At 71.5% G+C, this 14,878-nt stretch carries 16 protein-coding genes; 8 read left to right on the top strand and 8 right to left on the bottom strand.

Features of this window, described 5'->3' with window-relative positions:
• Window positions 1–17 precede the first annotated feature (17 nt).
• The gene (locus ABD346_RS27065) at window positions 18–359 is read left to right on the top strand and encodes an SH3 domain-containing protein (RefSeq protein WP_381227815.1); all 342 of its coding nucleotides are present in this window, start codon (window positions 18–20) and stop codon (window positions 357–359) included.
• 9 nt (window positions 360–368) lie between these two features.
• Here the strand turns inward: ABD346_RS27065 and ABD346_RS27060 are convergent, their stop codons facing one another.
• The gene (locus tag ABD346_RS27060; RefSeq protein WP_344378397.1) at window positions 369–626 is read right to left on the bottom strand and encodes an SHOCT domain-containing protein; all 258 of its coding nucleotides are present in this window, start codon (window positions 624–626) and stop codon (window positions 369–371) included.
• Window positions 627–629: 3 nt separating this feature from the next.
• A complete protein-coding gene (locus ABD346_RS27055) occupies window positions 630–1,103 on the bottom strand; it encodes a DUF6325 family protein (protein WP_344378395.1) in 474 nt (157 codons plus the stop codon).
• A gap of 95 nt (window positions 1,104–1,198) precedes the next feature.
• On the opposite strand from ABD346_RS27055, the gene ABD346_RS27050 reads away from it, so the two are divergent.
• The 3 genes from ABD346_RS27050 to ABD346_RS27040 are packed head-to-tail and all read left to right on the top strand — an operon-like array spanning window position 1,199 to window position 4,577.
• Entirely contained in the window at window positions 1,199–2,590 is a 1,392-nt protein-coding gene (locus ABD346_RS27050; protein ID WP_344378394.1) for an FtsW/RodA/SpoVE family cell cycle protein, read from the top strand.
• Window positions 2,587–4,050, top strand: coding sequence for a penicillin-binding transpeptidase domain-containing protein (locus ABD346_RS27045; RefSeq protein ID WP_344378392.1), 1,464 nt, complete (start codon window positions 2,587–2,589; stop codon window positions 4,048–4,050). Before ABD346_RS27050 ends, ABD346_RS27045 begins: the two co-directional genes overlap by 4 nt.
• A 59-nt stretch (window positions 4,051–4,109) precedes the next feature.
• A complete protein-coding gene (locus tag ABD346_RS27040) occupies window positions 4,110–4,577 on the top strand; it encodes a DUF3291 domain-containing protein (RefSeq protein ID WP_344378390.1) in 468 nt (155 codons plus the stop codon).
• Window positions 4,578–4,746: 169 nt separating this feature from the next.
• On the opposite strand, the gene ABD346_RS27035 is transcribed toward ABD346_RS27040, so the two are convergent.
• Window positions 4,747–5,850, bottom strand: coding sequence for a ferritin-like domain-containing protein (locus ABD346_RS27035; RefSeq protein ID WP_344378441.1), 1,104 nt, complete (start codon window positions 5,848–5,850; stop codon window positions 4,747–4,749).
• Between the two features lie 190 nt (window positions 5,851–6,040).
• Here ABD346_RS27035 and ABD346_RS27030 point away from each other — a divergent pair, with 190 nt between their 5' ends.
• From ABD346_RS27030 to ABD346_RS27015, 4 genes are all read left to right on the top strand, one after another.
• Window positions 6,041–6,970, top strand: a complete 930-nt coding sequence (locus ABD346_RS27030) for an AurF N-oxygenase family protein (protein ID WP_344378388.1) — start codon at window positions 6,041–6,043, stop codon at window positions 6,968–6,970.
• Window positions 6,971–7,089: 119 nt separating this feature from the next.
• Window positions 7,090–7,815, top strand: a complete 726-nt coding sequence (locus ABD346_RS27025; RefSeq protein ID WP_344378386.1) for a TetR/AcrR family transcriptional regulator — start codon at window positions 7,090–7,092, stop codon at window positions 7,813–7,815.
• Window positions 7,816–7,825: 10 nt separating this feature from the next.
• Window positions 7,826–8,125, top strand: a complete 300-nt coding sequence (locus tag ABD346_RS27020) for a hypothetical protein (protein WP_189962652.1) — start codon at window positions 7,826–7,828, stop codon at window positions 8,123–8,125.
• Window positions 8,126–8,230: 105 nt separating this feature from the next.
• Entirely contained in the window at window positions 8,231–9,394 is a 1,164-nt protein-coding gene (locus tag ABD346_RS27015; RefSeq protein WP_344378384.1) for a C40 family peptidase, read from the top strand.
• Here ABD346_RS27015 and ABD346_RS27010 read toward each other — a convergent pair.
• Genes ABD346_RS27010 through ABD346_RS26990 form a run of 5 tightly spaced genes read right to left on the bottom strand, consistent with a single transcriptional unit; the run spans window position 9,391 to window position 14,758 of the window.
• Window positions 9,391–10,632: a styrene monooxygenase/indole monooxygenase family protein gene (locus tag ABD346_RS27010; protein ID WP_344378383.1), complete on the bottom strand. Its 1,242-nt coding sequence runs from the start codon at window positions 10,630–10,632 to the stop codon at window positions 9,391–9,393. The genes ABD346_RS27015 and ABD346_RS27010 overlap by 4 nt on opposite strands.
• A gap of 47 nt (window positions 10,633–10,679) precedes the next feature.
• Complete coding sequence (locus ABD346_RS27005) at window positions 10,680–11,300, bottom strand: GTP-binding protein (RefSeq protein ID WP_344378382.1); 621 nt, start codon at window positions 11,298–11,300, stop codon at window positions 10,680–10,682.
• Window positions 11,278–11,688 (bottom strand): DUF742 domain-containing protein, encoded by a 411-nt coding sequence (locus ABD346_RS27000; protein WP_344378380.1) that lies wholly within the window; start codon window positions 11,686–11,688, stop codon window positions 11,278–11,280. Before ABD346_RS27000 ends, ABD346_RS27005 begins: the two co-directional genes overlap by 23 nt.
• Window positions 11,685–12,218: a roadblock/LC7 domain-containing protein gene (locus ABD346_RS26995; RefSeq protein WP_381227804.1), complete on the bottom strand. Its 534-nt coding sequence runs from the start codon at window positions 12,216–12,218 to the stop codon at window positions 11,685–11,687. The genes ABD346_RS27000 and ABD346_RS26995 overlap by 4 nt, the downstream gene beginning before the upstream one ends.
• Window positions 12,215–14,758 carry a sensor histidine kinase gene (locus ABD346_RS26990; RefSeq protein WP_381227801.1) on the bottom strand — a complete coding sequence of 848 codons (2,544 nt, stop codon included), beginning with the start codon at window positions 14,756–14,758 and terminating at the stop codon, window positions 12,215–12,217. Before ABD346_RS26990 ends, ABD346_RS26995 begins: the two co-directional genes overlap by 4 nt.
• Window positions 14,759–14,878: the final 120 nt, after the last annotated feature.

Here is a 14,878-nt window from a genome sequence, read left to right as displayed (position 1 = left end):
CCCATCCAGGAGGCACCATGTCCCTGCGCTCACCCCTTGCCGCACTCGGCCTCTGCGTGGCCACCGCAGCCGTGGCCGTCCTGGCCACGGCGCAGACCGCCACTGCCGGGGAGTCCGTACAGAACGGGTACACGGGCCGCGTCACAGCCAGGTCCGGCCTGCTCCTGCGCGACCGGCCCACCCGGAGCAGCAGGATCGTCGGCGTGGCGGCGTACGGCTCGATCGTGCACATCTTCTGCAGGACCGGCGGCGACCGGGTCAACGGGAACGACCACTGGTACCTGCTCACCGACGGCACCTGGGCGTGGGCATCGGCCTACTACATCGACAACATCGGGGCCGTGCCGCGCTGGTGCTGAGCCGGCCGCTCAGCCGCGGAGGAGTTTGGACTTGGCGGATGCGAACTCTTCGAGCGTGAGCAGTCCTTCGCCGACCATGTCACCCAGGCGGGCCAGCCGGTCCGCGACATCGGCGCCGCTCGCGTGCACGGGCGCGTGCGGCGCCGCGGCGTGCGCCGCACGGTCGGCGGCGTAGCCCGGGCTGCCGGAGAGCAGACCGCGCAGCAGGGGCGCGCCGGCCGGCCGCTCGACGGGGTGCCCTTCGGGGCGGGCGGGTCGGATGTACATCGGTCAAGCCTCTTTTCCGGTGGACGGTGACGAGGACGGGGATGACGACGGGGACGGTGCGGACGCGGCCAGCGCGGCCAGCCCCGCCTTCACCTCGGCGAGCCGCTCCGGCGGGATCCGTACCGAGCCGGCGATGCGACCGCCGGCCGCCCGCACCTCCTCGGCCGCCTCCGCCGCCCACAGGTGTTCGACCAGCACGAGCAGCGCGCAGTTCCCCCGGTCCAGGAGCCCGGCCGACTCGTCGACGTCCTCGGGGCCGATGAGCCGGGTCGCGTCCCGGCCGCCGAGCATCCCCTGGAGCTCCTCGAACTCGTCGAGTTCGGCGGCGAGCACCTCGCCGCCGGCGGTCTTGGTGACGACCAGCGCGTCGATCAGGGCGATGGCTCCGGACCGGCGCAGCGCGCCGAGCGAGGCGACCGCCCGGACCCTCAACTGCTCCTCGGGAAAGGCGAGGACGATGAACTCCACGGGCCCCATGGCGCCGGCTCCTTTTTGACGTACCGTCATGCATTCCGTTCGGCACTTTATGACATACAGGGACATAAGGCCTGTGTCTTGCTACGTTGCCTGGCATGACCGCACCGTTGGCGGCCGACGCCTCCCCGCCCGAGATCCGCCTCCCCGACCCGCGGGGCACCGAGCTCTCCCTGCTCATCGGCGCCGTTCTCGTCGTGGTGCTCGGCTATGTCGACGTCGGCCTCGCCAGGAACGGCACGGTGCCGCCCGACGCCGCGAGCTACGGCGCCGGGCTCGGCCTGCTCGCGTTCCTCACCCACCTCGTGGTCCGCTTCCGCGCCCCGCACGCCGACCCCCTGCTGCTGCCGATCGCGGTGCTGCTCAACGGGCTCGGCCTGGTGCTGATCTACCGGCTCGACCTCGCGACCCCGGGCAGCCGGGTGGCCCCCACCCAGCTGGTCTGGTCGACGCTCGGGGTCTGCCTGTTCCTCGCCGTCGTCCTGGTCCTGCGTGAGCACCGCGTCCTGCAGCGGTACGCCTACGTCTCGATGGCGGCTGGCCTGTTCCTGATGCTCGTCCCGATCCTGTTCCCCGCGGTCAACGGCGCCAAGATCTGGATCAGGGTGGGCGGCTTCTCCTTCCAGCCCGCCGAGTTCGCCAAGATCCTGCTCGCCCTGTTCTTCGCGGCCTACCTCGCCGCCAACCGCAACGCGCTCGCGTACACCGGCCGCGTGATCTGGCGGCTCCAGCTGCCCACCGGCCGGGTGCTCGGCCCGATCGTGGCGATCTGGCTGATGAGCGTCGGCGTCCTCGTACTCGAACGCGACCTCGGCACCTCGCTGCTCTTCTTCGGCCTGTTCGTGGTCATGCTGTACGTGGCGACCGGGCGCATCGGGTGGATCGCGGTGGGGATGCTGCTCGCCTCGGCCGGCGCGGCCGTGGTCGCCCTGTTCGAACCCCATGTGCACAGCCGCGTCGCCGACTGGCTGAACCCGTACGCCACCATCGAGGCGGGCCGCGGGCCCAGCCAGCTCGCCCAGTCGCTGTTCGCGTTCGGCGCGGGCGGCACGCTCGGCTCGGGGCTCGGCCTCGGCCACTCCACCCTGATCGGCTTCGCCGCGAAGTCCGACTTCATCCTGGCCACGGCGGGCGAGGAGCTCGGCCTGTCCGGACTGACCGCGATCTTCCTCCTGTACGCCCTGCTCGTGGCCCGGGGCTACCGGGCCGGGATCTGCCTGACCAGCCCGTTCGGGCGACTTTTCGCCCTCGGGCTCGCCTCGATCCTGGCCCTCCAGGTGTTCGTGATCGCGGGCGGCGTGATGGGGCTCATCCCGCTCACGGGCCTCGCGATGCCCTTCCTCGCGCAGGGCGGCTCGTCCGTGGTCGCCAACTGGATCATCGTGGCGCTGCTCATCCGGATCAGTGATTCCGCCCACCGGCCGCTTCCCGCGGTCGAACCCGGCGTCATCGCCCGGCCCGAACCCTCGGTGAAGGGGACACCCGCATGACCCGGTACATCCGGCGGGCCGCCGCCTTCTGCCTCGTCCTCCTGGTGGCGCTGCTCGTGAACGCGGCCCGCATCCAGGTCTTCGGGGCCGACGCGCTCGACTCCCACCCCGCCAACCGCCGCATGATGATCGCCCGCTACCACCAGCCGCGCGGCGCCATCGTGGTCGACGGGGAGAGCGTCACCGGATCGCGGGACAGCGGCCAGCAGCTGCGGTACGAGCGGACGTACACGTACGGGCCGCTGTACGCGAGCGTCACCGGGTACGCCTCGCAGACGTACGGCACGACGCTCATCGAGAACGCGGAGGACCCCGTCCTGTCGGGCACCTCTCCGCTCCTGCCGGTGTTCCCGCTGTGGCACGGCCTCACCGGCGGCCGGCAGTCCGGCGGACGGGCCGTCACCACCATCAGGGCGTCGATGCAGCGGGCCGCGTACGACGGTCTGGCCGGCAGGAAGGGGGCCGTGGCGGCGATCGAACCGTCGACGGGCAGGATCCTGGCGCTGGTCAGCAGCCCGTCGTACGACCCGGGCGTCCTGTCGGGTACGGGCAGGTCGGTGGCGAACGCCTGGCGGCGGCTGACCTCGGACCCGAGCCAGCCCATGCTGAACCGGGCGATCCGGCAGACGTATCCGCCCGGCTCCGCCTTCAAGATCGTGACGGCGGCGGCCGCGCTCGACGCGGGGCTGATCACGGACGTCGAGGCGCCGACCGACACGCCGGACCCGTACGTCCTGCCCAACTCGCTCACCACGCTCCCCAACGAGCCGAGCGGCTGCGGCGGGGCCTCGCTGGCGTACGCGGTCACCGTCTCCTGCAACACGGTGATGGCGAGGGTGGGGCTGAAGGTGGGGCTGGCCCACATGGTGGACGCGGTGCAGAGGTTCGGCTTCAACGACCCGTTGCTGCGTATCCCGTCGAGGGTCGCGAAATCCAACTTCGACACGAGGATGAGCCCCGACCAACTGGCGCTCTCCTCCATCGGCCAGTTCGACACGACGGCCACGCCGCTCCAGATGGCGATGGTCTCGGCGGCCGTCGCCAATGGCGGAGAGCTCAAATACCCCTATCTGGTGGACCATACGACGACCTCAGCCGGCACGACCGTCTCCACCACCAGGCCGCGCACCTACCAGCAGGCGATGTATCCGGCGACCGCGCAGCAGCTCCAGCAGATGATGATCGACGTGGTGAGGAGCGGCACCGGCACCGTCGCGGCGATCCCGGGGGCCACGGTCGGCGGCAAGACCGGCACCGCGCAGAACGGCGTCGGCAACGTCGGCAGCCCGTACGCCTGGTTCATCTCCTGGGCCCAGGCGGACGGCGCGGACCGCCCGGCCGTCGCGGTCGCGGTCGTCGTCGAGGACGCGTCGGCGAAGCGGGGCGACATCAGCGGCGGCGGCGACGCGGCACCGATCGCGAGGGCGGTGATGGAGGCGGCGCTGGTGGGCACCCCCTAGCGTCTCGCCCCTCGGAAAACGGGGCGCCTCCGTCGGCGCTCCTGATTACTCTGCGCCCCATGACCAACGACACGTCTCAGTACGAACTCGCCCAGGTGAACATAGGCCGCCTCAAACACCCGCTGGACTCGGCCGAGTTGAAGGACTTCGTGGACGGGCTCGACCCGGTGAACGCGGTGGCGGACGCCTCCGACGGCTTCGTGTGGCGCCTGCAGACGGACAGCGGCAACGCGACCGACCTCCGGTTCTTCGGCGACGACACGATGCTGGTGAACATGTCGGTGTGGCGCGACGCCGACGCGCTGACGGCCTTCATGTACCAGGGCCTGCACAGCGAACTGCTCGCCCGCCGCTTCGAGTTCTTCCAGCGGCTGACCGATCCCATGAGCGCCCTGTGGTGGATCCCGGCGGGCCACCGCCCGACGGTGGAGGAGGCGGAGAAGCGCGTCCTGCACCTGCGCGCGCACGGGCCGACCCCGCACGCTTTCACTCTGCGGACCGCGTTCCCGGCGGGGACGGGGGAGTAAGGCCGTCCGCGCGGGCCCAGGCGCTCCCGCGCGTCGTCCGTCCGTGGGCCCCGGGGCGCCGGTCGCGCCGTTCCCCGTGCCCCTCGATCAGCACGGCACCGAGCCGCACCCCGAAGACATCGGGCGAACCCGGGCCGCCCCTGGACGCGGCCCGGGTTGGGCCGGACTCCTAGACCGACCCCTCCGCGATCGCCCCCTCCACCTCTGCCACCCTCGCTTTCTCCTCCGCCTCGAAGCGCTCCTTGTCCAGTTGTTCCGCGATTTCCTCGTCCTGGGTCATCAGGAGGTCCAGGTTGGAGTCGCCCAGGTCGAAGACGCCCATGTCGACGTAGGCCTTCTGGAGGCGTTCGCCCCAGAGGCCGATGTCCTTGACGCAGGGGACGATGCGGCTGAAGAGGAGTTTGCGGAAGAGGTGCAGGAATTCGCTTTCCTCGCTCAGCTGCTCGGCCTCCTTCTTCGGGATGCCGAAGTTCTCCAGGACCTCGACCCCGCGCAGCCGGTCGCGCATCAAGTAGCAGCCCTCGATGACGAATTCCTCGCGTTCGCGCAGTTCGGCGTCCGAGAGCTGGGTGTAGTAGTCGCGCAGGGCCATGCGGCCGAAGGCCACGTGGCGGGCCTCGTCCTGCATGACGTACGCCAGGATCTGCTTGGGCAGGGGCTTGGTCGTGGTGTCCCGGATCATGCCGAACGCGGCGAGCGCCAGGCCCTCGATCAGGACCTGCATGCCCAGGTAGGGCATGTCCCAGCGGGAGTCGCGCAGGGTGTCGCCGAGCAGCGACTGGAGGTTGTCGTTGATCGGGTACAGCATGCCGAGCTTCGTGTGCAGGAAGCGGGCGTAGATCTCGGCGTGCCGGGCCTCGTCCATGGTCTGGGTCGCGGAGTAGAACTTGGCGTCCAGGTCCGGGACGGACTCCACGATGCGGGCGGCGCACACCATCGCGCCCTGCTCGCCGTGCAGGAACTGGCTGAACTGCCAGGACGTGTAGTGCTGCCGCAGATCACCCTTGTTGCGGTCGGTCATCTTGTCCCAGTAGCGCGTGCCGTACAGCGTCATCGCCTCGTCCGGGGTGCCGAGCGGGTCGTACGGGTCGACCTCCAGGTCCCAGTCGATGCGCTTGGCGCCGTCCCACTGCTTGTCCTTGCCCTTCTGGTAGAGGGCGAGCAGACGGTCGCGCCCGTCGTCGTAGTCCCAGTTGAAGCGGGCGGCGCCGGAGGCCGGCACCTGCCACAGGGGTTCTCGCGGGCCCGTCACATAAAGGTCGTGCGTCGACACGTGCGGCTCCTTCGCCTCGCGGACGTCGTCGTCCATCGGCCGAACTTCTGCACACTGCTGTGCAGTTGGCAGGTTCACACGGTGGTAGACGCGCGGTCAACAAGTGGCGCGCAAGGGATTGACGAGCTTGCTGACAAGCAGTCTCATAAGAGGCGACCGCAGGTAACCCAGCCACGAGGTGCCCCCAGCCATGACGACCGTGACCGAACGCGATGCGCTCCGCGACGCACTCGGCCTGCTCAGGGACCGCGAGCAGGTCGCCGAGCGGCTGCTCGAATCGTCCGCGAAGCACTCCTTCGACCCCGACAAGGAGCTCGACTGGGACGCCCCCGTCGAGGACGGCAAGTGGTTCTGGCCGCCGGAGCTGCTCTCGCTGTACGACACCCCGCTGTGGCGGAAGATGTCCGAGGAACAGCGCATGGACCTGGCCCGCCACGAGGCCGCCTCGCTCGCCTCGCTCGGCATCTGGTTCGAGATCATCCTGATGCAGCTGCTCGTGCGGCACATCTACGACAAGTCGCTCACCAGCAACCACGTCCGGTACGCGCTCACCGAGATCGCCGACGAGTGCCGCCACTCCATGATGTTCGCCCGCATGATCAAGAAGGGCGGGGCGCCGACGTACCGGGTGCCGCGCGTGTACCACAACCTGGCCCGCGTCCTGAAGACCGTCTCCACCACGCCGGGCTCCTTCGCGGCCACCCTGCTCGGCGAGGAGATCCTGGACTGGATGCAGCGCCTGACCTTCCCGGACGAGCGCGTCCAGACCATCGTGCGCGGCGTGACCCGCATCCACGTGGTCGAGGAGGCCCGCCATGTCCGCTACGCCCGCGAGGAGCTGCGCCGCCAGATGGTGTCCGCGCCGCGCTGGGAACGGGAGTTGACCCGGATCAGCTGCGGCGAGGCGGCCCGCGTCTTCGCCACCTGCTTCGTCAACCCGCAGGTGTACGAGAACGTCGGCCTGGACCGCCGCGAGGCCGTCGCCCAGGTGAAGGCGAGCGGCCACCGCCGCGAGGTCATGCAGAGCGGCGCGAGCCGCCTGACCGAATTCCTGGATGACATAGGGGTCATGAACGGGCTGAGCCGGCGGCTGTGGAAGAGCTCGGGCCTGCTCGCCTGACGACATGGCCACGCGGCGGAGCCGCACATCGAATGCAGCATGAACGGCTTGAGCCGACGGCTCTGGAAGTCCTCCGGACTCCTGGCGTAAACCCCGATCGCGGGGATTACGCTGCTGCTATGAGCTCACCCGCCGCCACCCCCGCGTACCGCAGGCTCAGCGTCGAGGAGCGCCGCACCCAGCTTCTCGGCGCGGCTCTCTCGCTGTTCGCGCACCGGGCGCCGGAGGACGTGTCCCTCGACGACGTGGCCGAGGCCGCGGGCGTCTCGCGGCCGCTGGTCTACCGCTACTTCCCGGGCGGCAAGCAGCAGTTGTACGAGGCGGCCCTCAGGTCGGCCGCCGACGAGCTGGAGCTGTGCTTCGCCGAGGCGCAGACCGGGCCGCTCACCCAGCGCCTCACCCGCGCCCTGGACCGCTACCTCGCCTTCGTCGACGAGCACGACGCCGGGTTCTCGGCGCTGCTCCAGGGCGGCAGCATGGCCGAGACGTCCCGTACGACGGCGATCGTCGACGAGGTGCGGCGGGCCGCGGCCGAGCAGATCCTGGTGCACCTCGGGGTGGAGAAGCCGGGCCCGCGCCTTCGGATGATGGTGCGCACCTGGATCGCGGCGGTCGAGGCGGCTTCCCTCATCTGGCTGGACGAGGACAAGCAGCCCCCGCTGCCCGGGCTGCGCGACTGGCTGGTGGACCACCTGGTGGCGCTGCTCACCGCCACGGCCGCCACCGACGGGCAGACCGCCGCCGTGGTGCGGGGGGCGCTGGCCCACGAGGCGGCCGAGGGCCCGGTCGGCGTGCTGGCCCGCCGGGTGATACCCGTGGTGAGCGAGGCGGCCCACCTGCTGTGAGACTTGGGGGGTGCGAAGCGAGAACACCCTCTTTGTGGGCGGCCCCCTCGACGGGCGCGTCCTGCCGGTACTGACCGGCCATACCGGCAAGCCGCCGCAGTGGTACGAGGTGCCCGTGCCGGATCCCGACGGCGGCCCGGCGACGGTGTACGCCTACCGCCTGGAGCCGGCCGCCCACTCCAAGCGGCTCGGCCTGCCGCGCGGCTGGAAGTACACCTACGTACCCGAGGGCCGCGAGCCGCGCCGCTGGCCGTGGACGAAGAAGGGCGGCGGCGCAAGCCCCCGCACCGGGCTGCCGCCGCACGAGTGAGGCGAAACCCCCGTTCACTTCTCCCACCGGGACTGTCACGCCGGTGCGTGCCACGATCCGATCCGGTAGGGCCGGACGGACCGGTTCCGGACCGGAGGTGAGCACATGTCAGCTCGCGTGCGCTCGGTGTGCGCGGTGGCCGTCGCCATGACGCTGGCGACGGCGGTGGTGGGCCCGCTCGCGGTGGCCGCGCCCCAGCCGCCGCCCGGCGAGTCCTCGGCGGTCCAGCCCGCGCAGCCCCCCGAGACCTCGGCCCCGGTCCTGCTGGCCCAGCTCCAGACGCTGTACCGGCAGACGGAGGAGGCGACCGAGGCGTACAAGACCACCGATGTCGAGCTGAAGCGCCGCGAGGCCGAGGAGCACAGGCTCGCCGCCTCGCTGTCCAAGGCCCGCACCGCGCTCGACCGGAGCCGCCGCGACGCCGGAAGGCTGGCTCGCGAGCAGTACCAGGGCCGCAGCGAACTCTCCACGTACGTACGGCTGTTGCTGGCCAGGGATCCGCAGAGCGCCCTCGACCAGCGGCACGTCCTGGACCGCGCGGCGCGCGAGCGGCAGGCCGCTATGGCCCGGCTCGCCCGCGGCGAACAGCAGGCGGCCGGCCTCGCGCGGGCCTCGCGCCGGGCCCTCGACGAACAGCTGGCCCTCGCCCGGCGGCAACAGCAGGCGAAGGACGACGTGGAACTCCGCCTCAAGGAGGTGGAGAAGCTGCTCGCCGGCCTCTCCCCCGAGCAACTGGCCGAGCTCACCCGCCTGGAGCGGCTGGGCACCGACAGGGCCCAGCAGGACCTGCTCGCCTCGGGCGCCCTGAGCGGCACGCGCGCACCGTCGTTCGAGGGCGACCGGGCGCTCGCCTACGCCGTCGAACAGATCGGGAAGCCGTACGTGTGGGGTGCCGAGGGCCCCGAGTCCTACGACTGCTCGGGGCTCACCTCGCAGGCGTGGGCGCACGCGGGCCGCGAGATTCCCCGCACCAGCCAGGAGCAGTGGGCCGAACTGCCGCGCGTCCCGCTGACCTCGCTGCGCCCGGGCGACCTGGTCGTCTACTTCCCCACGGCCACCCATGTCGCGATGTACCTGGGCGACGGCCTGGTGGTGCAGGCGCCCCGGCCCGGCGCCCGCGTCAAGGTCTCCCCCATCGCCGCGAACCCGCTGCTCGGCGCGGTCCGCCCGGACCCGGCGGCGGGCCCCATGGCCTCGTACCACCCCCCGAAGCTCCCCGAGGGAGCGACGGAAGGGGTGGACACGGGGTACTCGGGGGAGTCCGACTAGCCCTGGGCGCCTGCCACTTCGGCCAGGTAGGCGGCCGTCTTCTCCGGCTCGTAGAAGAAGTTCTCGAAGTCGGCCGGGTCGTTGAAGCCGTTCGCGAAACGGTCGGCGGCCGGCTGGAGCTGACCGGCCGCGCCGATCAGGTTCAGGACGTGCTCCGGAGGCACCCCGAGCATGGCGTTGGTCCACTTCGTCACGTGCTGGGCGGTGTCCCAGTACCGGTCGAAGGTGGCCTGCATCCACGCCTCGTCGAACTCCGCCTCGCCGTGCTCGACGATCGAGGCGAGGTAGGAAGCCGCGCACTTGGAGGCCGAGTTGGAGCCCTGGCCGGTGATCGGGTCGTTCGCCACGACCACGTCGGCGACGCCGAGCACCAGGCCGCCGCCGGGCAGCCGGCCGATCGGGTTGCGGACGGTCGGCGCGTAGCGGCCGGCGAGCGTGGCGCCCGCGTCGGTCAGGTCGACCTTGGTGGCCCGCGCGTACTCCCAGGGCAGGAACTTCTCCATCAGCTCCAGGGTGAGCGCGAGGTGCTCGGAGGGGTCCTTCACGCCGTTGAACACGTCCAGGGGGCCGCCGGGCACACCCTCCCAGAACAGGATGTCCGCGCGGCCCGAGGTGGTCAGGGTCGGCATCACGAACAGCTCGCCCACCCCCGGCACCAGATTGCAGCGCACCGCGTCGAACTCGGGGTGCTCCGGGCGCGGGCCGAGCCCGTGCACATAGGAGACCGCGAGCGCGCGCTGCGGCTCGGCGTACGGGGAGCGCGACGCGTCGCGGCCGAACATCGAGACGAGCTCGCCCTTGCCCGCCGAGACCAGGACCAGGTCATAGGTGCGCGCGAAGAAGTCGAGGTCGGAGACGGCCGCGCCGTGGATGACCAGCTGGCCGCCGCGCTGCGCGAAGGTCTCCATCCAGCCGGCCATCTTGACCCGCTGGTCCACGGACTGCGCGTAGCCGTCGAGCTTGCCGACCCAGTCGATGGCGCGGGAAGAGTCGGGGGCGGCGACCGAGACGCCGACGCCCTCGATGCGCGGGGCCTGGGACTCCCAGAAGTTCAGCGCGAGGTCGCGCTCGTGCTGGAGCGCGGTGTGGAACATGCACTGCGTGGACATGACCCGGCCGGACCGGATCTCGTCCGCCGTGCGGTTCGACATCAGGGTGACCTCGTACCCCTGCGCCTGCAGTCCGAGGGCCAGCTGAAGACCGGACTGACCGGCTCCGACTATGAGTATTCTCCGCATGCGGGACCGTTCTCCGTTGGGTGCGTAGCTGCCGTGGGGGGCGGGGTCTATTCGGGGCAGGCTTCCAGCGCGTGGGACACCAGGCCGAGCAGGGTCTCGATCACCGAGACCCGGTTGCGCGCGTCCATGATCACGACCGGGATGTGCGGCGGCACGGTGAGCGCCTCGCGCACGTCCTCGGCCTCGAAGGACTCGGTGCCCTCGAAGTGGTTCACGGCCACGATGTAGGGAAGCCCGCAGCTCTCGAAGTAGTCGAGCGCGGTGAAGCAGTCCGACAGGCGCCGGGTGTCGGCGAGCACGACCGCGCCGATCGCGCCGCGCACGATGTCGTCCCACATGAACCAGAACCGCTGCTGCCCGGGCGTGCCGAACACGTACAGGACGAGGTCGTCGTCCAGGGTGATGCGGCCGAAGTCCATGGCGACGGTGGTGGTCATCTTGTCCGGGGTCGCCGACAGGTCGTCCGTGGCCTCGCTGGCCTGCGTCATCACCGCCTCGGTCTGGAGCGGGGTGATCTCGGAGACCGCCGATACGAAGGTGGTCTTGCCCACGCCGAAGCCGCCCGCGACCACGACCTTCGTCGCGATGGGGGCCCGGCTGCGGTCCTGCTGCCAAGGAAGCAGCTCCTCGTCGGGGACGGGGAGCTCAGAGGCGACGGCGGAGTCCACTCAGCACCCTTTCGAGCAGTGCGCGGTCGGGCTGGCCCGGGCCGTGCCCGGTCCCGTACACACGGATCCTTCCCTGGTCGGCCAGGTCGCTGAGCAGCACCCGGACCACGCCGAGCGGCATCTTCAGGAGCGCGGAGATCTCGGCGACGGTACGCATCGCGCGGCAGATCTCGACGATGGCCAGCATCTCCGGCATGACCCGGTGCGTGCGGCCGCCGAGTTCCTTGCGCTCCGGCGGTGCCTCGATCGCCGCGACGAACGTCTCGACGAGCAGGACGTGGCCGAACCGGGTGCGGCCGCCGGTGAGCGAGTACGGGCGCACCCGTGCGGGCTTCCTGTCGGCGCCGCGTACGGGGAGCCTCGCGGGTTTCGCGGCGGGCGGGGTCACTGGGCGGCCTCCATCGACTGGCGCAGCTCGCTGCGGACTTCGGGGGTCAGGACGTGTCCGGCGCGGCCCACGAAGAGCGCCATGTGATACGCCACCACGCTCATGTCGCAGTCCGGGGTGGCGTGCACGCCGAGCAGCGAGCCGTCGCTGATGGCCATGACGAAGACGCTGCCCTCCTCCATGGCGACCATCGTCTGCTTGACGTTGCCGCCGTCCATGAGGCGGGCGGCGCCGACGGTGAGGCTGCCGATGCCGGAGACGATGGTGGCGAGGTCGGCGCTGGAGCCGCGCGGGCCCTGCCGGACGACGGTGACCTGGCGCTGCTCCGGGTCGGACGAGAGCAGCAGCAGCCCGTCCGAGGAGACAACCGCGACGGAGATGAGCCCCGGCACCTCCTCGACCAGATTGCCGAGCAGCCACTGCAGATTGCGGGCCTCGGTGCTCGTGCCGATGGTGCCCGTTCCGGACACGCCGCCGGTTCCGGACCCGCCGCTGCCGGGCCTGCCGGCCCCGGTGCCGGTCGCATTCATCTGCGTACCTCCTCGACTGTCTCCCCCGTGTCCGTGTCTGCCTGCTGTTCGGTCGTTTCGATCTCCGCCGCGACGTCGCGGCGGCCTTCGTTCGCGCCCTGCTGGAAGCCGCCGAGCCTGCGCCGCAGCGCCTCGGCGGCGTCGGTGCCGCCCTTGCGTTCCTGGGTCTTGCCCGGTCCGGCCTGCACGACCTTGGGGGTGCGCTTGGGGAGGCCCTTGTCGGTGACCTTCTGCGCTGGCTCCGCATCGGCCTCGGGCTCGGGCTCAGTCTGGGGCTCGGTCGGCCGGGGCTCGGGGAGTCGCATCTCGAAGGTCGGCTGGTCGAGCAGGACGTCGTCGGGTTCCGCGGGTTCGGCGGGCTCGACCGGCTCCGGCGTGGCGGGCCTGACCACCTCGCCCGAGCGCTCCGTACGCTCCGGCAGCACATTGGAGTTGGCCTCGGCGAGCGCGCCCGGCAGCGTGAAGCGCGGGGCGCCGCCCGGCACCAGGTGCGGCGCCTCCACCGGCGAGGCGGCCGGCAGGATCGACTCGGGCAGCACCACGACCGCCGCGACGCCGCCCTGCTTCTGCTCGCGCAGCTCGATGCGCACGCCGTGCCGGTGCGCGAGCAGCGCCGACACGTGCAGGCCGAGCCCGCCCGCCTCGGTGCCGGGCTCGCCGGGTTCGTACGACGCGGGGTCGTCGAGCCGCCGGTTCAGCTCGGCGCGCCGCTCCGCGGGTACGCCGATGCCCTCGTCCTGGACCGAGAGCATGATCTCGCCGCCCTCCAACTGCCAGCCGGAGAGCTGCACTTGGGCGTCCGGCGGAGAGAAGGAGGTGGCGTTCTCCAGGAGCTCGGCGACCAGGTGACTCAGGTCGTCGGCGGCGAATCCGGCGACCTGGGCGTGCGGCGGCAGCGCCTGGATGACGACGCGCTCGTACCGCTCGATCTCGCTGACCGCGGCCCGCATCACGTCGACGAGCGGGACCGGGCCCGGGTGGTTGTGGTGGTGCTCGGTGCCGGCCAGGACCAGGAGGTTCTCGCCGTGGCGCCGGATGACGGTGGCGAGGTGGTCGAGCTTGAAGAGGACGGCGAGCTGGTCCGGGTCCTGCTCGCGCTCCTCCAGGCTCTCGATGACGGCGAGCTGCCGCTCGATCAGGCCGAGGCTGCGAAGGCCGAGGTTGACGAAGGCGTGCTTGACCGTGCCCTCGGCCCGCTCAAGGCGCTCGGTCAACTCCCGTACCTCGGCGCGGAGTTCTTCCTTCTCCGCAGCGAGCCGGGCGAGCCGGCCGCGCTGCTTGGCGAGGTCCTCGTCGAGCCCGCCGGCCCGCGTGGACTGCTCGGCGACCTTGCCGTGCAGCTCATTCAGGTTCCGTACGACCTGGGCGAACTCGTCGTTGCGGCCGGTGAAGCGCACCGGCTCCGCGGCCTCGGGCGCCTCCGCGAGGCGTGCCGAGCCGCGGCTCAGCACGGACAGCGGGCGGGTCAGGCTGCGGGCGGTGGCGGAGGAGACGCCGATGGCGAGCAGCAGCAGCACGCCGATCAGGCCGACGCGGATCTCCAGGTCGGTGACGTCGTCGTCCCGCAGCTGCTCGAACCGCTTGACCTGCGAGGTGGCGAGCGCGGCCTGGGCGCCGCGCATCCGGTCGATCCGGGCGGACAGCGCGGCGTTCACCGCGTTCGGGTCGGTCTTGCGCTCGGCCGTGCTCAGCTGGGGCTGGTCGGTGAGGCGGGTGAGGAAGCCGTCGGCGGCCTCCACCTCGGGCCCGGTGACGGTGGTGGCGACCTTGTCGCGGGCGTCGGCTCCGGCGGCCTGGTCGAAGTCGGCGAGCGCGGACTGCTCGCGCACGTGCGCCTGCTGGGCGGCCGCGCTGAGCGCGTCCCGCACCCGGCCCGCGTCACTGTCGTCCTTCTGTACGTACCTGCCGGTGACCGGGTCGAGCGCCTTGGAGGTCTGGCCGGGCGGCACCGAGAGCGCGCCGAGCAGCAGCCCCCGGGTGGCCGAGGCCTGCTCGACGGCCCGCCCGAGCGCGCCCGGCGCCCGCACGGCCTCGGCGGCGCGCGGCGGCGTGCGGTCGGCGAGCTCGTCGGCGACGGCGAGCAGCGTGGCGATCACGTCGGAGTACGCCTTCTGCGCCTCCTGGGCCGTGCCCTTGCCGGTGAGCGCAGTGCGGCGCAGGGCGGGCACGGTGGCGAGGTCGCGCGCGAGGCCCGCGGGGGCGGTGGCGCGGAGCTCGTCGATCTGGCGGTCGACACGGGCGGCGGACTCCTTGAGCGCCGCGTCCTTGCCGCTGGGCCGGCCGGCCGCGACGTACTGCGTGACGCCGTCCCGCTCGTCGCCCAGCGCGTGGGCGAGGCTGATCGTCTGCTGGTCGAGCTGCGCGAGGGTGACCAGGTGCTGGGAGTCCGTGAGGTCCGCGGAGGCCGCGAACAGGGTGGGCGCACCGGCTCCGAGCACGATGAGGGAGACAACGGCGACGGAGACGACCAAGCGGCTCCGCACCCGTACGGTGCGTGCTGCGCGTGTGCCGTCGTTGCCCCGAGGCCGCTTGTTCTGCACCGGTGCTCTCAATCTTCACTCGTGTTGCCAGTCAGTCCACCAAGGAAGCCAAGGTGACGACTGGTCATGACGAGTAGTCACTGCTCGGCCACCTGAACGAGTGAACATCACTTCGGAGTT

It is taken from the genome of Streptomyces mauvecolor (assembly GCF_039532965.1).
Taxonomy (GTDB): domain Bacteria; phylum Actinomycetota; class Actinomycetes; order Streptomycetales; family Streptomycetaceae; genus Streptomyces; species Streptomyces violascens.
Note: the sequence above shows the minus strand (reverse complement) of the source record. Positions and strands in the feature narration are given on the sequence as shown.